15 protein-coding genes are annotated in these 17,724 nt (G+C 63.6%); 3 read left to right on the top strand and 12 right to left on the bottom strand.

Annotation, left to right across the window (positions count from 1 at the left end; all coding sequences use genetic code 11):
• From ON00_RS19940 to ON00_RS16035, 3 genes are all read right to left on the bottom strand, one after another.
• On the bottom strand, positions 1-901 hold a 901-nt coding region (locus ON00_RS19940; protein ID WP_083834126.1), incomplete at its 3' end, for a tyrosine-type recombinase/integrase.
• Between the two features lie 312 nt (positions 902-1,213).
• The gene (locus ON00_RS16040; RefSeq protein WP_083834125.1) at positions 1,214-2,608 is read right to left on the bottom strand and encodes an MFS transporter; all 1,395 of its coding nucleotides are present in this window, start codon (positions 2,606-2,608) and stop codon (positions 1,214-1,216) included.
• Between the two features lie 59 nt (positions 2,609-2,667).
• Positions 2,668-3,741, bottom strand: coding sequence for an ROK family protein (locus ON00_RS16035; protein ID WP_245535587.1), 1,074 nt, complete (start codon positions 3,739-3,741; stop codon positions 2,668-2,670).
• Positions 3,742-3,942: 201 nt separating this feature from the next.
• Here ON00_RS16035 and ON00_RS16030 point away from each other — a divergent pair, with 201 nt between their 5' ends.
• Together ON00_RS16030 and ON00_RS16025 are read left to right on the top strand one after the other, a co-directional pair.
• Positions 3,943-6,459 (top strand): TonB-dependent receptor, encoded by a 2,517-nt coding sequence (locus ON00_RS16030; protein WP_010407523.1) that lies wholly within the window; start codon positions 3,943-3,945, stop codon positions 6,457-6,459.
• Positions 6,460-6,476: 17 nt separating this feature from the next.
• On the top strand, positions 6,477-7,595 hold the full coding sequence (locus ON00_RS16025) for a YdcF family protein (protein ID WP_010407520.1): 1,119 nt from the start codon (positions 6,477-6,479) through the stop codon (positions 7,593-7,595).
• A 33-nt stretch (positions 7,596-7,628) separates the two neighbouring features.
• Here ON00_RS16025 and ON00_RS16020 read toward each other — a convergent pair whose 3' ends face one another.
• From ON00_RS16020 to ON00_RS16000, 5 genes are all read right to left on the bottom strand, one after another.
• Positions 7,629-9,203, bottom strand: a complete 1,575-nt coding sequence (locus tag ON00_RS16020; RefSeq protein ID WP_010407518.1) for an alkaline phosphatase D family protein — start codon at positions 9,201-9,203, stop codon at positions 7,629-7,631.
• Between the two features lie 78 nt (positions 9,204-9,281).
• Complete coding sequence (locus ON00_RS16015) at positions 9,282-11,651, bottom strand: TonB-dependent receptor (RefSeq protein WP_169313342.1); 2,370 nt, start codon at positions 11,649-11,651, stop codon at positions 9,282-9,284.
• Positions 11,652-11,868: 217 nt separating this feature from the next.
• Entirely contained in the window at positions 11,869-12,771 is a 903-nt protein-coding gene (locus ON00_RS16010) for a FecR family protein (protein WP_010407516.1), read from the bottom strand.
• A 176-nt stretch (positions 12,772-12,947) separates the two neighbouring features.
• Positions 12,948-13,514 carry an RNA polymerase sigma factor gene (locus ON00_RS16005; protein ID WP_010407515.1) on the bottom strand — a complete coding sequence of 189 codons (567 nt, stop codon included), beginning with the start codon at positions 13,512-13,514 and terminating at the stop codon, positions 12,948-12,950.
• A 260-nt stretch (positions 13,515-13,774) separates the two neighbouring features.
• Positions 13,775-14,032, bottom strand: coding sequence for a hypothetical protein (locus tag ON00_RS16000; protein WP_010407514.1), 258 nt, complete (start codon positions 14,030-14,032; stop codon positions 13,775-13,777).
• 194 nt (positions 14,033-14,226) lie between these two features.
• Between ON00_RS16000 and ON00_RS15995 the strand changes: the two genes are divergently transcribed.
• Positions 14,227-14,679 carry a MaoC family dehydratase gene (locus tag ON00_RS15995; protein WP_010407513.1) on the top strand — a complete coding sequence of 151 codons (453 nt, stop codon included), beginning with the start codon at positions 14,227-14,229 and terminating at the stop codon, positions 14,677-14,679.
• Here the strand turns inward: ON00_RS15995 and ON00_RS15990 are convergent.
• The 4 genes from ON00_RS15990 to ON00_RS15975 all read right to left on the bottom strand — a co-directional run bounded on the left by ON00_RS15990 (position 14,676) and on the right by ON00_RS15975 (position 17,722).
• Positions 14,676-15,029 carry a HesB/IscA family protein gene (locus tag ON00_RS15990; RefSeq protein WP_010407511.1) on the bottom strand — a complete coding sequence of 118 codons (354 nt, stop codon included), beginning with the start codon at positions 15,027-15,029 and terminating at the stop codon, positions 14,676-14,678. The two genes, ON00_RS15995 and ON00_RS15990, sit on opposite strands and share 4 nt — an antisense overlap.
• 125 nt (positions 15,030-15,154) lie before the next feature.
• A complete protein-coding gene (locus ON00_RS15985) occupies positions 15,155-15,625 on the bottom strand; it encodes an SUF system Fe-S cluster assembly protein (protein ID WP_010407509.1) in 471 nt (156 codons plus the stop codon).
• Complete coding sequence (locus ON00_RS15980; RefSeq protein WP_010407507.1) at positions 15,622-16,848, bottom strand: cysteine desulfurase; 1,227 nt, start codon at positions 16,846-16,848, stop codon at positions 15,622-15,624. The genes ON00_RS15985 and ON00_RS15980 overlap by 4 nt, the downstream gene beginning before the upstream one ends.
• 124 nt (positions 16,849-16,972) lie before the next feature.
• Positions 16,973-17,722, bottom strand: a complete 750-nt coding sequence (locus ON00_RS15975; RefSeq protein ID WP_010407506.1) for a SufD family Fe-S cluster assembly protein — start codon at positions 17,720-17,722, stop codon at positions 16,973-16,975.
• Positions 17,723-17,724 lie beyond the last annotated feature (2 nt).

Raw genomic sequence — 17,724 nt, 5'->3', positions numbered from 1 at the left:
ACAAACTGAACAACAGGCTCTCCGGCTTCACCACACCGTGCAGTTCGAGGTGGCGCTGGCGCAAGGCTCTCAGAAGCTTAACAGCCGCAGGTGCCAGTGGCACGACATGCGCTTCCTTCATTTTCATGCGCGATGCGGGGATCGACCATATCGCCTTGTCGAGGTCGAACTCGCCCCAAACAGCCTTCCGGGCCTCGTTGGATCGGACCGCAGTCAGAATCGTGAGCCGCAGCGCATCGCGACCCAAGGTCGAGGGCAGCGTCGACAGGGACTTCATGAACGCGGGCGCATCTTCATGCGGCATCGCTGCGCGATGGGTAACCTGATGCGTCTGGCGCGGGAGGCCTCGCGTGACGGATCGAAGCGAAACCTCCTCCGGCACGAACCCTTTGATGTGCGCAAAGTCCAGCACCGTGCCGATCCTTTGCAGCACACGCTTTGCGGTATCCGGGACAGTAAGCCAGATCGGCTCCAGCACGGTGAGGACCGCTGCGCTGTCGATCGCGGTCACGGCCTTGCCGCCGATGAGCGGAAAGACGTGGCGCTCGAAGCTCGATATCCACGAAACGTGACGCTGGTCCTTCCAACCACCCTTCATGGCGTCGTAGCAATCGCGCGTGACCGTCTCGAAGGTCAGTACAGACCTGTGCCCTGCCCTACGCCGTGGTTCAGGTTCTTCGCCCGCGCGAACGGCCTTGCGCAAGTTCGCGGCGAGGATTCGTGCATCAGCAAGAGGAACGTCCTGCGCCGGTCCAAGGCCGAAATCGCGACGTCGCCCCGCGTGTTGCATCCGCAGCACCCAGGATCGCGCCCCGCTGTCGCGAACGAGGAGGTAAAGACCGTGCATATCGGCATGTCTGCCGGGACCTGCATGTTTGACCTTGAGAGTAGTCAATGCCATCTGAAACTCCGCAATGAAGTCCCACATCAAGTCCCACACTTTGATCCGGATTTAACGGAAAACTGTGGGACGCACTGGCTCGACAGTTTTCAAGTATTCGCAACAAGATCAAGAAGCTGGGACGTAATGATGGTTCCTGGAATTTCAGGACTGTATCCGTAGGGGTCACCAGCGACACGCCAGAATCGTTGAAATTCGGCGTTTTAGGCGGGGGATCCGCGGTCCGCCGCCTCGCGATACCGGAAGCGGAACTCCGACAACTCGTGAAGTTCGCGCATCGCAGCGACGTCCACCAAACTGAACCGGCGCGCTTCAGTGTAGCATCGGTTGCGCTCTCGCTGACGAAAACGTCGAAACCTGGTCCGGCAGCCCGTAGCGCATTTTTTCGTCTGGCGGCACACGCTGACCTGCCCCCCACCGCCAGCCCAGCACAAGCAGCGCCGCGATAACGCCAGCGATGATCGACGGCAGCGTCATGTAAAGTAGCAGATGCGGGCTCGAAGGATCCCGGAAACGGGCATCCGACATCAGCCACCCCATGCCGATCGCATCCAGCGCCAATGCCGCCTTGGCGGCAGCGGTGAACAGCCCATAGGCCAATCCTTCGCGTCCGCGGCCAGCATCCGCGACGACCTGCCCGAACGCGGACCAGATCGCCATGCCGAGGCCACCGGCGCTCAGTCCCACCAGCCCGGCGGCGGCCACCAGCACCGAGCCTCCGGCCCACCCCGCCAACCCGAACAACGCCGCCGCCGCGGCCAACGCCAGGGACGATGCCGCCACATGAATCTCCGCCGAGCGCCCGCGCAATACCCGGTACCAGAATGGCGGCCCCGCCAGCGCGCCGAGCGATACGAACGCGATCGCGCTCGATCCGAGCAGCGGGTCGTGGATCTGGTAATCCGCATAATAAGGCAGCACCCTGGTAAAAACCGGCGCAGCGAAATTGATGACCAGCATCACCAGAATGAGCCGCCAGACAGAGACGGGAAGCCGCCCCGGGACGATGAACGGTGCCCCGATCGGCGAGTGCAGGCCGCCTCGCCAGGCACCGACCCGCCGTCGTAGATACCCGCTCGAACCGACGGTGATGGCCGCGATCGTCAACGCGGCCGGGATCAGCAATAGCGGCCGGTACGACGCGGAACTGTAGACGATTGTCGATGCCCATGCGCCGACCGTCAGCGCCGCCAGCCCGCTTGCGACAAGGCGCAAGGATGCGAGCGACATGCGCGCATCGTTCTCCACCAACAGGCTCAGCATCGCGTTCTGCGGCAAGTCGACGAACGCGTAGGCGAGCCGAAACAGGAGGATGACCGAGGCGGCCGCGACCAGCGGCATCGCCGGGTGAACCACCGGCACACTGAACAGCATGAGCAGCGCGGCCGCAGCTGTGACGGCCCCGACCAACTGAAGCCGTGAACAGGCGGCAATCGTCGAGAGCTGCTGCCGAAACGCGGTACCGACGCCGATATCCAGCGCTCCGCTGACGATGTAGCTCACGGCGAGCACACAGCCCACCGCCATCGGAGGTAAATGCGCGAGTTCGGTCAGCAAATATGCGAACATCGACTCGCTCGCGCACCAGAGCAGGCTCTTGCCATAGTGCGCGGCGACGTAAGGCAGTCTCAGTGCGCTTGCCCGGTCCCGCAGCCTGGCCCGTGGGGTTGGCTGCCCGCCGTCGAGAGGGGTTTTTGTTTGCAGCATGGTTCCGGCCCGATCCCCCAAGGCTGGTACAATGCTTGTGTGACACCTATCGGGCAGTGTTAAAGAGCGATGCTGGCGTGGATGGGCAGCAAAGCAGCCCCCAGCGTGATCGCGGTGCCCCCGAGCCGGGATGCCAAAACCTCCGGCATGAACGTCGAATAGGGCCCGCGAGAAATGCCGGCGGCGTTCAGGCGATCGGCCAAGCGCGCCACCAGCGCGTACGGCAACGGGCCGGACAGGACGATCCGGCCGGGATCGAACCAGGCGAGCGCACTTTCCACCACCAACCGCAATTGATCCGCCGCCCGCACCACCCAGGCGTCGACCACCGCCTGGTGCTGCGATGCCTTGTCGCCGACATCGGCAACGGAATCGATCTCGCACCCATCGGCCCGAAGCACGGACAAAAGATCGACCGGAGACGGGCGGGGCCGATCCATTGGATAAAAGGCACCGATATCGCCGGCATTGCCCATCGCACCGCGCAGCAACCGCCCATCGACGACGACCCCCGCGCCGATGCCGTAGCCGAGCAATATGGCCACCATGGTTGCGCTTCTGTCGGACGGGTCGGCCATATAATATTCGGCCAGCGCGGTCGCCGTGGCGTCGTTTTCGATCCAGACCGGCAGCGCCAGCATATCCTCCAACATCGCCCGGATCGGGACGTCGCGGGCTCCCCATAATTCGGGTACCGTGCGCCAGTGCTCGCCATCCGGCGAGGAGGCGAGACCGGGCATCCCGATCCCCAGGCCCAGCAATCGCGCGCCGACCAGATCATGCCGGTCGATCATATCGAGGATGCGCGTCCGTACCGCGCGGCACAGCGTACGCGGATCGTGATCATGGAACGGCTCGGCCGATTGCGCGATGATGCTCCCGGCATAATCGACCAGCGCGATATCCAGCACGCCTTTGTGCGCGGTGGTGCCGATGGCATAGCCCGCACCGGGTGCAATGCGCAGTGGCATCGCCGGACGCCCGCGTCCCTGCGGTCCGGCATCCTCCATCTCCTCCACCAGACCGATCGCCAGCAACCGCTGCGACAATTTGGTGAGCTTGGCCGGGCTGAAGTCGAGCGTGCTGACCAGCGCCGACCGTGACGCCGGCCCCGACAGGCGAAGGCACCGCATGATGCTTTTCTCGTCTTCATCCAGGTGAAGCGCGATCCCGCGTGACCCCGCCCGACTGATCATACGACTCCTCCCGTCCCTGCTTCGGACAAGGATGGGCATTCCGTATTTATTTTTCAAATAATAAATAAAACTGTCACCATGCCCGCCTAGCGCGACGTCGGGCGAGCATCGGGGGTCGGTGCTCCGAAGGGGATTCTCATGCGAAATATCACTTTGGCCACTGGCTGCGCTGTTGCCGCACTCGCGCTTGCCACCACCGCCCCAGCCTCGGCGCAGGTCGCGTCGACGCCCGCGCCCCCCGCCACCGCACCGGCATCGGACGATCCGCAGGCGGCGGACGCACCCGGCACCACCGGCAACGACATCATCGTCACCGGCTCGGCGCGTGCGCAGCGCCGCTTTGATGTCTCGTACCAGATCAACTCGCTCTCGCAGGCGGACATCAAGCAGCTCGCCCCCAAGAGCTTCGCCGACCTGCTCGGCGACCTTCCCGGCATCCATGTCGAGACGACCGGCGGCGAGGTGCAGAACATCACCCGACTGCGCGGCATCCCGACCGATCGCGGCATGTTGATTTTTCAGCAGGACGGCCTGCCGCTCTACCATGAGGTCGACGGCTACTTCTTCAACTCGGGCGATGGCATGAACCGCTACGACCTGATGACTGAGCGGGTCGAGGTCGTGCAGGGCGGACCCGCCCCGATCTACGCATCCGAAGCCGCCGGCATCGTCAACAACATCACCGTCAGCGGTACCAGCAAATCGCGCGGTGCCGCGCAACTGACCATCGGCGATATCGGTCTGTATCGCGGCGACGTGATGCAGTCCGGGCCGCTTGGACACGACACCTATTACGCCATCGGCGGCTTCCTGCGCTACAGCGACGGCTATCGCGACAACGGTTTCCCGAATGATCGCGGTGGCCAGATCCGTGCGAACATCAAGCACGACTTCAGCAACGGCTTTGTCAAAGTGACGGCCAACTATCTGAACGACCACAACGTCTTCTACCTGCCGATCCCGATCGCCAACCCGACCAATCCGTCACAGTCCCTGAACCCGTGGCTCAACTACTTCACCGGCACGATGAACTCCCCGGCGTTCCGCGACACGACGCTCACCTATCAGGACGCGAACGGCGCACTGCGGAGTCAGAACCGCGACCTCGCGAGCGGCCGTCACATGGTCTACGGCAATGTCGGACTCCAGTACCAAGGCGATTTCGACGGATGGCTGGTCAGCTTCAAGGGCGGCGCGACCAAGGGTAAGAACACGTTCGACGCGCTCTATTCGACCACCAACCCCAGCGACGCGAATGCCTATGCCGCCGGCTATCGCGCGGCCGCGACCAAGGCGTTCGGCACGGTCGATCATTTCGGCTATGTCTATGCCGGTAGCAACACGGCCTATGATCCCTATTCGCAGTCGGGTCTGGTGATGCCGGCGCAATATCGCGCGGCGGATTCAAGCTTCTATTCGGTACAGGGCGATCTCAGCCTCACCCACAAGGTCGCCACCGGTTTCGGCACGCATGACGTGAAGGTCGGTGCCTATACGTCCTTCTACGGCGACACGCAGAACCAATATTATCAGCAATATCTGATCCAGGTGCAGGGGCAGCCCGCCACCCTCGACTTGATCGCCTATTCTGCATCGGGCGCAATATTGGGCAAAGTGACCAATAATGGCGCGTTGCCGGGCACCAATGCGCTGGGGATCGGCAAGGTCGATGCCAAGGTGCTCGCTATCTATGCGAACGATACCTGGGAGATCACGCGCGGACTGCGGCTCGACGGCGGTATCCGGCACGAATGGTACAGCTATAACGGCTTTGAGGATTTCACCAAGACGGTGACGAACACGGCGCTGACCGGCACGCTCGCCAACACGGTGATGGCGTTGACCGGCACGGCCAACCAGTTCCGCCTCAGTCCGCAAGTGACCAACTGGACGGTTGGCCTCAATTACGACTTCACCCGCCATTTCGGGGCCTATGGCCGCGCCAGCCATGTCGAGGTGCCGCCCACCGCCGGCACCGCCTTCAGCACCGCGCCAACGCCGACCTATACTAAGGCGAACGAATATGAGTTCGGCGTGAAGGCGTCCCTCGGCCGCAACTATTTCTATGCGACCGGCTATTACACCCAATTCAATCCGCTGAACGGCTCCTATCCGGACCCGACCACCCAATACACCACCAACGTGCCGTTCATCGGCAAGGCGGTGAGCAAGGGCGTGGAGATCGACGCGAATGTCGAGCCGGTGCGCTGGTTTTCGCTGAATGGGGCGATCACCTTTGCCGATCCGCAATATAACAATCTCTATAATCCGAATAATCCGTCACAGACAATCGCCGTCTCGGGCAAGCAGATCATCCGCGAGCCCAAATTGTACGGCCATGTCATTCCGAAATTCCATTTCGAAAACGGCCGAAATCTGTTCGATATCTATGGCACGCTGAACTTCGTTGGCCGCGAATACGTCGACTATTTGAACAGCACGAAGCTGCCTGCCTATCAGACGCTGGGTGTAGGCTTCAACTACACGCGCGGCTCGTGGCAATTCCAGGTTGTGGGTGACAACATCACCAACAATCATGGTCTGACGGAGGGCAATACCCGCAGCGACGCCTTCGGTCAGGGCACCGCAGTCGCGGTCTATGGCCGTCCGCTCTTCGGGCGCAACTTCCGCTTCGTGCTGACCAAGTCGTGGTAAGCGCTCTGCGTGCGGGCATGATTGTCGGCTGTGCGGTGCTGCTGGTCGCGGCGGCTCCGTCGGGAACCGCCGTCGTACCGGACCGCGTGATCGCCAAGCTGGCCGCCCGGCTGTTCCCGGTGCTTTCGGCGTGGCCACGCGGCGTGCGACCGGAGCCGGTCGCCGCGATACTAACACTACGCCACCAGCGGATCGCGGCGTGCGCTGGCGAATTCCGCTGCGTGCTTCAGGCGGCGCGCTGGACCGACTCGGAGCGCGATGCGATCGCCGGTGCCGGTGACCAGACGGGCGTCCGGGCCGCGTCCGACGATGGGATTCGCGCGAGCATCCTGCGCGAAATCGGTGGTATCAAAGCCGTGATCGGTGTGTACGGCCAAGGTGTAGCGCCCCGATACCCGAAGATCGACGGCCCCGATCCCGAACGCGCCGCCGCCAATGCCGCCGCGGCGGTCGCGCTGGCAGAAGCGGCGCGTGACGCTCCGGCGACGGCGCTCGACCCCAGCATCGGGCTCGCGCTCGCGCTGCTCGACGTCAACGATCGGGACGACGCTGCCGCGTTCGAGCCGCTCGACGCGCGCTTGAACCATGCCGCCATGGCGCGCGCCAAGACGATCGACTGGTCGCACTATCGCTACACCGCGATCATCGTACCCGGCATCGGGCCCGAGGACCTGTCGACACCGTTAAGTGCCCTGGGCAAGCTCAATGTCCAGATGGCGGCCACATTGTGGAAGGCCGGGCTTGCGCCGTTCGTCCTGTTCTCGGGCGGGACCGTCCACCCGCGTGGCACGCGCAATGCCGAGGCGGTGGAAATGGCCCGCGCAGCGCTCGAACGCTTCGGCCTGCCAGCGGATGCGATGATCGTCGAGCCCTATGCGCGACACACCACCACCAATCTCCGGAACGCCACGCGCCGGCTCGCCGCGCTCGGCGCTCCGCTCGATCGGCCAGCGCTGATCTCGACCAATCCTGACCAGAGCCGCTACATCGCGAGCGCTACCTTCGCTGACCGCAACCAGACGGAACTCGGCTACCAGCCGGGCCGCATCGGTGCCCGTCTCTCGCCGACGCAAGTGCTCTTCCAGCCGTCTGCCGCGTCGCTGCGGATCGATCCTTCGGACCCGCTCGATCCGTGAAGACCGATCCGCCTCGATCGTGGGTTGGACGGTTCAGGCCAGCCCGGGCGTCCCTGCCGCGACAGAGGCCGTGTGCAGCACGCTCAGCGTCGCACGCGGATCGGCGCGATCGCTAATGGCCATGCACCGCGCATCCAGTCGCGCCGGGGTGAGATCGAACGACATGTAGCCGCGATGCGACGAATCGAAATAGCGGATCTGCGGATTGTTCGGCATCGCTGCCTTGTAATAGCCCTCGGGCGGGCCGCTCGACGTGATGGAGGATACGACGAATTCCGCCGCCACCGGCCGCTCCTCCGGCTTGTCGAAATTGCGAAACAGGTTGTTGCACCAGAACGAGTGATAGTCCCCCGCGAGCGTCACCGGGTTCGCGAGCCTGCTGGAGACCATCGCGTCGATCAAGCGCTGCCGCGCCGCGCCGAAACCGTTCCAACTGTCGGTCCAGAGCGCAGGCCCTTGCGGCGATGCGAACGTCATCGGCGCGACCAACAGGTTCTGGACGAGCACGTTCCAGCGGGCGTGGCTTTTCGACCAGCCATCGTACAGCCAGCGCTCCTGCTCGAAGCCGAGATAGGTGCGTGAGGGGTCGTCGAAATCGGCGCAGTCGACCGGCGCGACGTGCCCTTTCCGGCTTGGCAAGCCTGCGGCGCAGGCTTGAGGAGACCTGAATTGGCGACCATCGACCATGTCAAACTGCGCAAGCGTACCCCATTGCAGCCGCCAGTTGATGCGAAACTGCTGTCCGTGCACCACCCGCGACAGCCGCACCGGCAGGTTCTCGACAAAGGCGCGATAGGCCGCCTGCCGTCGACGGACGAACGCGGCTGGCGCTAACGCCGGATCTTCGGACCAAATGCCGGAATAATCGTCCTGGACTTCATGATCGTCCCAGATCGCGATCGCCGGTGCGGCCGCGTGAAGCGCGCGCAAGTCGGGATCGCTATGATGCAGCGCATAGCGACGACGATAGTTTGCGAGCGAATCCGCCTCCGGCAGGTCACCATAGCTGCGCACGATGCCCTTTTCTCGCGACAACGGACGACCGGCGCTTTCGTAAATATAGTCCCCCAGAAACAGCGTGAACCGGCTGTCCTCATCGCGCGCCATGTGGCGATAGGCGGAAAAATAACCGAGCTCCCAATGCGAGCAGGTCGCCGCCGCAAAGCGCACCGCCTGCACCGGCGCGCCGGGGGCCGGGGCCGTCCAGGCCCGGCCGACTTGGCTGTTCACCCCATAAGCGATGAAGCGATACCAATAAGGCCGGTCCGGTTGCAGGCCATCGACCTCGACATGCACCGTTGCCCCCATCGCATGGCGCGCGAGCGCGTCGCCAGCGCGCACCACATGGCGAAACGCTTGGTCAGCGGCCACTTCCCAGCGCAGCGGAATATTGTCGGGTGCCCCGCCGAGCCCATCGGGTGCGAGGATATCGGGCGCGATGCGAGTCCAGATCACAAAACCATTTGGGAGCGGATCGCCGCTGGCCACGCCCTGGGTGAATGGGTCGCTGGCGGCAAGTGCCCGCCCATGGGTCAGCAAAGCGGGCACGCCGATCGCGGTCCCGACCAGAAAGCTGCGACGCGTGGTCGATGGAAGGGACAAGCGCATGAGCTTCCGTGCTCCGTATCGGGGAAAGGTTATAACTCGTCGGCGCGCCGGACCACGGCGCGCCGACAATGACCAGGATCAGAACTTGATGCCAGCGCGCACACCGTACGTGCGCGGCGGATCGACCGATACCGTCCGCGCGCTGATGAAGCTGTTACGCGTTTCCTGAACATAGGCATCGAACAGGTTGTGCACCCACAGCGTCACCTTCACCTGGCTGTGGGCCGGCATGATGCTGAAATTCGCATTGGCGAGCCAAAACGCGGGGATGGTCGACAGGTCCGACGTGCTCCAGCGCGCGCCGCGATAATTGACATTGAATTCCGGGTCGATCTGCCAGTCGTTGCGCAAGCGGAGCAGCCAATGGACTTGCGCCTTATAATCGATGCTCGGGATCTTGATCCGCGTGCCTCCGGCATTGGTATAGGTCGTCGTGACCACGCCCGTGACAGGGTCGGTGAAGGACTTGTCCGGTTGCAGATACACGTCGAACTTGCCACGCTTCCAGGCGACCGATTGGTTGATCTCGAGCCCGTGGATCGGCGAAAATCCGATTTCCGCCTCTGCACCGTACAGATGCGACTTCTCCGCATTGACGATGCGTCCGTTGCGAGAGCCATCTTCGGCGTAGAACACGCCCTGCAGCTGATAGTCGCGATAGTCGTAATAGAAGCCGGCCAGGTTCACGCGCAGGCGGTGATCCAACCAGTCCGTTTTCAGACCACCCTCATAAGCGATCAGCTTTTCGGGTTTATACGGATTGAGCTGGTCCGGAACGCTGTTGTTATAGGTCGTGAAGCCACCCGACTTCACCCCGCGCGAGACACTGGCATAGGCATGGACGTCGCGCGTCACGCTCCAGTCGAGCGCAGCCCGGCCCGACCATTCATTCATTTCCAGACTGCGGGAAATTGCCGCCTTGTCGATGATGGTGGGCCAGACGGTTATGGTCTTAAAGTCGTTCAGCGCGCGCGTCTCATGCTCGAAGCGGAGCCCGCCGGACAGGACGAGCTTCGGGGTGATGTTCTGCTCGGCATTGGCGAACACCGCCGACGTATGGACGCGCTGCTTATAGGTGGTTTGCAGGATACGCCCGATCTTGGCGTAATCGGAGAAGTCCGACAGGAACCCCCCGTCGATCGATTCATCGTCATGATACAGGCCGAGCATCCAGCGCGTCGGTTGATTCTGACGCGATGCGAGCCGGAGCTCCTGCGAGCCGACATCGATGCCGTTGAAGAAGTAGGTGCCCGCCTCGTTCGACGCCGTCGCGTCGAAGTCGTTAAACTCGCGCCGCGTAAAGTGTCGGTACGCACCTATGCCCGTCAGTGTCGCCCAACCGAAATCCCGGTTGAGCTCGACATGACCGCCATAGGCTTCGTTGTTCCGAAACGGATTGGCGGTGACCGGTACCCCCATCAAGTTCGCAAAGGGCTTGTCGAGGCCCCAGCCGGTAAGGCGCGGATTGCCGGTCTGAAAATCATTCGGGTAAGATCGGCCCGACGCATCCTTGAAGTCCGACAGAAGCTGAAGCCCGCTGCCGTCGGACTTGTTGCGCATATAGTCTCCCACCAGGTCGACCGTCGTGACCGAGTCCGGCCGCCATTGGAGCGATACGCGCACGGATTCCTGGTTTTTGTTGCCCAGCGCCTCGCCGGTGTCGCGATTATATTGCCACGCACCGCCCTGGTCGGTCGTGAACGCGACGCGCGCGGCCACCGTGCTGCTGAGCGGACCGGAGACGAAGCCGTTCAAGTTGAAGGCATTATATTGGCCGAACGAAGCATCCACGCCGGCGTGGAAATCTCGCGTGGGGCGTGCACTGATGATGTTGATCGCGCCGCCCGTCGAATTTCGGCCGTATAGGGTGCCCTGCGGCCCGCGCAGCACTTCGATCCGCTCGACGTCGTAAATGGCACCCTGTGTCATCACGCCGTAGGGATAGGCAACCCCATCGACATAGATGCCGACGGTGTTGGTGTTGTTCGCCGCATAATCTTCCCCGCCGACACCGCGCAGCCGATATTGCGGCTGCCCCGAGCCGAACTGCTGATCGACTTCCAGGCTGGGAACGGAATTTTCCAAATCGCTGGCCGTGTTGATGTTGCGCGATTCGATTTGGTCGCCACGGATCACCGTGAGCGCGATCGGCACGTCTTGCTCACGCTCGCGGCGATGCTGCGCCGTCACGATAATGTCGCCGGACTCACCCGAATTTCCAACCGCAGCGCCAGCGCCGGGTTCGGACTTGGGCTTGGGCACTTCGGTCATCCCCAGGACGATCGTCTTGCCATCGTCCTGGCGGACGACCAACCCGCTGCCCGCGATCAACTTGGCAAGCACCTGACGGTTGCCGAAATGGCCCTTAACAGCGGGGGCCCGGCGATTGACGATGCTTGCGGCGGGGAAAAAGATCTGGACATGGGCCTGACGCGAGAAATTGGTCAAAGCACTCGAAAGCGGTTGGGCATCAATTGCAAAATATTGAATACCGCTTGCATAAGACGGAGCACTGAAAACAACAGGCATAACAAGCATCGCCGCAACAAGCGGCGTGCGCGAATATCGCACGATCATTAGTGGGGTTCCTCGCTACTGCGCTTTTGCGCATCTGTTATGCAGGACGGTTGGAGAAACGATCCCCGCCACATTTTCAAAAAATAAATTATCGACTGAGGATAATCTGGCCTTCATCGGTCGTGACGCGCAACCCCAGCCCCAGCCTGAGCGACGACAAAAATGGTGCCGCATCGGTTGAGGTGAACCGCCCCCCGATCGGAATGTTCTTCAAATCCGGGTCGGCAATGACGATCTTGCGCATCAGATAGCGGTTATATTCCTCGACCGCCGCGTGCAGCGGTTCGTTGTCGAACACGATTTCGCCCTGCTGCCACGCAATTGCCGCCGAAACGGCTTCGGGAGAGGCGGACTGGACATCGGATGTCGCCCGCATCAGCAGCAGCCGCTCGAAGCGGCCTGCCACGACGTCCGTGTCTGCGTCGCGCGTCATCGTTTCCCCGGCGAAGCGCGGCGCTGTCGCCTCGCCGCGCATCACCACGATGTCGAGCGCTGTGGGTTGAAGGCGGATGTTGAAGCGCCCGGCCGACAAGAATGCCACCGCACCCGCGCCGTGGAACCGCGCGGTTTGTCCGCTCGTCAATTCCAGAGCGACCTCGCCACGGTTGATCCAGAGGCTACGTTCGGTTTTGGAGAATCGCCAGGAGACTTCGCTATCGGTGTTGAGCATCGCGACGCTGCCATCCGGCAACGCCACGCGTTTTCGCTCCCCGACGGCGCAGGATGCCGAGTGCCAGGCGTAAGCGCGCGTGGACCACCCGCCGACCGCGATCACGCCGACCATCGTTGCGGCGACCAGTCCCCGCAGCAGCTGGCGGCGGTTGGTTTCATCGGCGCGAACGGGGTCGCTGTTTTCGCCCCCCGACCGGTTCCAGACGGCCAGGGCGCGCGCAAAGGCAATCTCGTTATCGGGATGCGCGCTGCGCCAGCGTTCGAACATCGCCTCGTCCATGCCGCCAGCCTCGAAACGCGCGAGCCAGGTCGCGGCCATCGCTGCGGCGCGCTTGCGCCGGTCGCGATTGGAGGATGCAGGACTGCCCCCGTTTGATGCTTTTTCTATGGCCACAAGACTCTAGACGAGCCAGCGTCCGCGATCCGCCAAATCGCTGATCGAGATTTCCGGAAGACGCCCGCCACCGTGTCACCAGGACAAGCTGCGTTACCGCTTTAGCGCTTGGTTACGCCCCTGCGCTCGGCCCCTTCGGGCTCGAAGGGCGCGTCATCGACCAGCGCGGAGGCGGCAAGAAGCTGAATTGCCCGGCCCAGCCGTTTCTCGAAAGTCGACTGGCTGATTCCCAGATCCCTGGCAATCGCCGACGCCGATTCGCCGTGGACGCGGCGGCGAACCAGAACGGTCCGGCATCGCTCAGGCAACGCAGCGACCATTTCGCCGACGCGTCGCAGAGCATCGCGACCAGCGGCAACTCTGTAAGGCGACGGTGCCTCATCGGCGAGCGCCAGGTGATCGGTATCCAGCAACTGCTGGAAATCGACAACGCGCTGCCGCCGCATCCGCTCGATCGCGATATGTCTGAGCATTTGAAGCACATATGCGGGCGGATTGACGATTTCACCCCACCCGTTGATTGCGAAGAGCCGGGTCAAGGCCTCCTGCACCAAGTCCTCGGCCTCCTCGCGCGTCTTGCAAATGCGCCGCGCGGCCGCGTGAAAGCGCGCCTCATGCGGGAAAATCTCTTCCGCGAACCAGCGGTCGATAGGGCGGATAATGGGCACGACACATCACATTAAGAGGTAGCACGTCGCGTCCGTAGAGGAGGATTGTTGCAATTTGCCGACCGATCGATGGGCCTGAGCTTTGTCCAACTTCGGCCATGCGTTCCGCTATTGCTTGCGGTAGCTGGCGACCAGATGTCCGATCAACGGGTGCGCTTGATCGCGCATCATGACGTGACGTCGAACGGGGAATAGCTGCTACAGATCGACTGCGAGATCGGCCCTCCCGACAACCGCGATATATCGCGCTGATACCCTGGTCACCCCGGCGTGCGCTCCAGCTCCACCACCTCGAACGCAAAATCGCGCCAGCCGCGCTGGGTGGCGGCGTCGCGCGCTGCGCTGTGCTTTTTGCGGGCCTCGGCGAGCGACTTGGCGTGGCCCCAGAATACCTCGGTCTTGCCATTGCCAAGCTCGGCGACGATCCGCCAATAATGCGTAAACCCAAGCGCGGTCGGGCCGATCGTCTTTACATAGCCGTCGGACAGCGTGGCCGTCAGATAGTATTTCTTCGCCATGGCCCGTGCCCCGGAAACGTGATCGCGCCGTCAATTGACGGGTTATCGACCGGCCCATGACATGCGATGAACGCCCCCTCAAGCCAGCGGGCCCAGGCGCTCGTCAGGAAAGGATGTGGAATGCCGAAGATCGGGTGCGATGCGATGGGCCGAGACAGGATCGTGCTGGCTCCAGCGACGCGAAAGCGCGCCGCATGAGCGGGCGCTACTTCGACGCCTGGGCGGTCGGCGACCGGATCGAGCACGCCTTGCACCGCACGGTGACCGAGACCGACAATCTGCTGATCACCACCCTCACCCACAATCCGCAGCCGCTGCATCTCGATGCGGACTATGCCGGCGCAACCGAATTCGGCCGCATCGTCGTCAACGGCATCTTCACCTTCGGGCTGATGGTCGGCCTGTCGGTCGGCGATACCACGCTTGGCACGCTGGTCGCCAATCTCGGCTATGACAAGGTGGTGATGCCCAAGCCGGTGTTCGTCGGCGACACGCTGCGCGCCGAGACCGAGGTCGCGGAACTGCGCGCGAGCAAATCGCGCCCAGATGCCGGGCTGGTCGTGTTCCAGCACCGCATGTTCAACCAGCGTAGCGAATTGGTGTGCGAATGCCTGCGCACCGCATTGTTGCAGCGGTCGCCGGGTTAAACGGTAAAGCTCTCGCCGCAGCCGCACGCGCCCTTGGCATTGGGGTTGTTGAACACGAAGCCTGCGGTGAAATCATCCTCGACCCAGTTCATCGTCGATCCGATCAGATACAGGATCGACCCGCCATCGACGAACAAGGTGCCGCCGGGGGTATCGATACGTTCGTCGAACGGCTTGGCCTCGGTCACATAATCGACCGAATAAGCGAGGCCGGAACAGCCGCGCTTGGGCGTCGACAGCTTGACGCCGATCGCGCCCTCGGGCGCCTTCGCCATCAGCGCGGCGATGCGATCCTCGGCGGAGGGCGTCAGCATCAAGGCGGCGGGGCGTACCCGGGTGGTGGTGGTCATCGGCTTCGTCCTTCTTCTCCCCTCCCGCAAGCGGGAGGGGTTGGGGGAGGGGCTTTCCATCTGGGGAGCAGCGGCTTTCGCGGGACTGCCCTCCCCTAGCCCCTCCCGCCTGCGGGAGGGGAATTTTACAGCATGCCCAATTCGAGCTTGGCGTCGTCGGACATTTTGGCCGGGTCCCAAGCCGGGTCCCACACCAGATTGACCTCGGACGAGCCGATGCCGGGCACCGCGCCGACGCGCATCTCGACTTCCATCGGCATCGATTCGGCGACCGGGCAATGCGGCGTGGTCAGCGTCATGGTAACGACGGCATGGCCCGCCTCGGTAACATCGACGCCGTAAATGAGGCCGAGATCGTAGATGTTGACCGGAATTTCCGGGTCGTAAATTTCCTTGAGCGCGGCGACCACCGCCTCATACAGCGCGCCGCCCGGCTCACCCGGCGCATCGCCCGCTGGCTTTTGCGCGAGAAAGCCTTCGAGATAGTCACGCTTGCGCTCGAGCGTCTGGCCCGGCGTTTCCTCCGCGGCTTCGACGCGCGCGCGCGGCGGCTGCTCGACCGCGCTCACTTCCTCGATTTCGATCCGGTCGCTCATCCGAAAATCCTCGTCACTCGTTCGATGCCGCGGACCAACGCCGCGACATCGTCTGCTGTGTTGTAAACGCCAAAGCTGGCGCGCGCCGTCGCATCGACGCCCAGCGTCTCCATCAGCGGCTGCGCGCAGTGGTGCCCGGCGCGCACCGCCACGCCCGCTTCGTCCAAGATGGTGCCGATGTCGTGCGGATGCACCCCCTGGATGCTGAAACTGACGATCCCGGCGGAATCCTCGGGCCCAAACAGCGTGAGGGAATTGATCTGCGACAGCGCTTCGCGCGTCAGCGTGACCAACGCGGTCTCATGCGCGTGGATACGGTCCAGCCCGATGCTTTCGACATAGTCGATCGCGGCGTGCAGCCCGAGCACGCCGACGATATGCGGCGTGCCCGCCTCAAACCGCCCCGGCGGCGGGGCGTAGGTCGTTTTGGCGAAGCTGACCTTGTCGATCATCGACCCGCCGCCCTGATAGGGCGGCATCGCGTCGAGCAGTTCGGGCCGCGCCCACAGCACGCCGATGCCGGTCGGGCCGTAGAGCTTGTGGCCCGAGAAGACGTAGAAATCGCAATCGAGCGCGGCGACGTCGACAGCGATGCGCGGCACCGCCTGACAGCCGTCGAGCAGGAGCCTGGCCCCGACCGAATGCGCGATGTCGGCGGCGCGCCGGGCATCGAGCAGCGAGCCGAGCACGTTCGAGACATGCGCCAGCGCGACCAGCTTGTGCGCAGGCGTGATCATCGCCCCCATCGCGTCGAGGTCGATCTTATGGTCGGGCGTCAGCGGGATGACGTCGATCGCGACGCCGAGGCGCTCGGCCACCATCTGCCACGGCACGATGTTGGAATGGTGTTCAAGCTGGCTCAGCAGGATGCGGTCGCCCGCTTTCAACTGCGTGCCTGCCCAGCATTGCGCCACGAGGTTGATGCCCTCGGTCGCGCCGCGCACGAACACGATTTCATTCTCGGACCCGGCGTTCAGGAAAGCGGCGACGCGCCGACGCGCCGCCTCGAAGGCGAGCGTCATGTCGGCGGAGCGCTGGTACACGCCGCGATGCACCGTGGCATAAGTCGTGTCATAACCGCGCGTGATCGCATCGATCACCGCTTGCGGTTTTTGCGCGGTGGCGGCGGTGTCGAGATAGGCCCAGCCCGCGGGGATCGCGGGGAAGTCCGCGCGGTGGTCGAGGGCTTCGGTCTCGGTTTTGGGCACGATCAGCACGCTCATGCTCTCCCCTCCCTGGAAGGGAGGGGCTGGGGGTGGGTTGGCGCGCGGAATGCGGGTCGCCCGAACAACGGGCCGACCCACCCCCTACCCCTCCCTTCCAGGGAGGGGAGCAGGGCAAGCCCGCTCACAGCATCCGCTCCAGCGCGGCCTGCGCCGCCGCCTCGACGCGGTCGCGTTCGGCGGCGTCTTCGATCCCCTCGAACACCGATCCGATGAATGCGCGCAGCAGCATCACCTTGGCCTCTGCCGGGGCGATGCCGCGCGACGCGAGGTAGAACAGCGCATTGGCATCGAGTTCGCCGACGGTCGCGCCGTGCGCGCACTTTACGTCATCGGCGAAAATTTCGAGCTCGGGCTTGGCATTGGCGGTGGCAGTGCGGGTGAGCAACATCGCCTTGACCGACTGCGCCGCATCGGTCTTCTGCGCATGGCGCGCGACCGCGACCTTGCCAAGATAGGAGCCCGTCGCCCGCCCGCCGAGCACCGAGCGCACGACCTGATTGGAAGTGGCATTGGGCTCGATATGGTTGAGCGTGGTGACGAGTTCGAGCGTTTGCTCCCCCGCGCCGAGCATCGCGCCGCCGAGTTCGAAATGCGAACCCTGATGGCAGGTGACATCAATCGTCACGCGCCCGAGCTTGCCGCCGGTGTTGAGCACATGGAAGGTCGCCGAGGCTCCTTCGCGCAGGATCACGCGGTAATCGCGGATCGCGACGGCATCGGTCGCGGCATCCTGCACGATGACGCGCGCGAGCGACTGCCCGGCGGGGACGTCGATCAACTCGGGCATCGGGACCGGCCAAACCGAGGCGACAGCCTCCAGATCGCTGTAGCGCCAGGATTCATCTCGACGTGTGGGAAGGGCAGCGCTCATCG

The organism is Sphingomonas echinoides ATCC 14820 (assembly GCF_000241465.1).
In the GTDB taxonomy this organism is placed as follows: Bacteria; Pseudomonadota; Alphaproteobacteria; order Sphingomonadales; family Sphingomonadaceae; genus Sphingomonas; species Sphingomonas echinoides.
The sequence above is the reverse complement of the archived record's forward strand: the minus strand, read 5'-3'. Positions and strand labels throughout refer to the sequence as shown.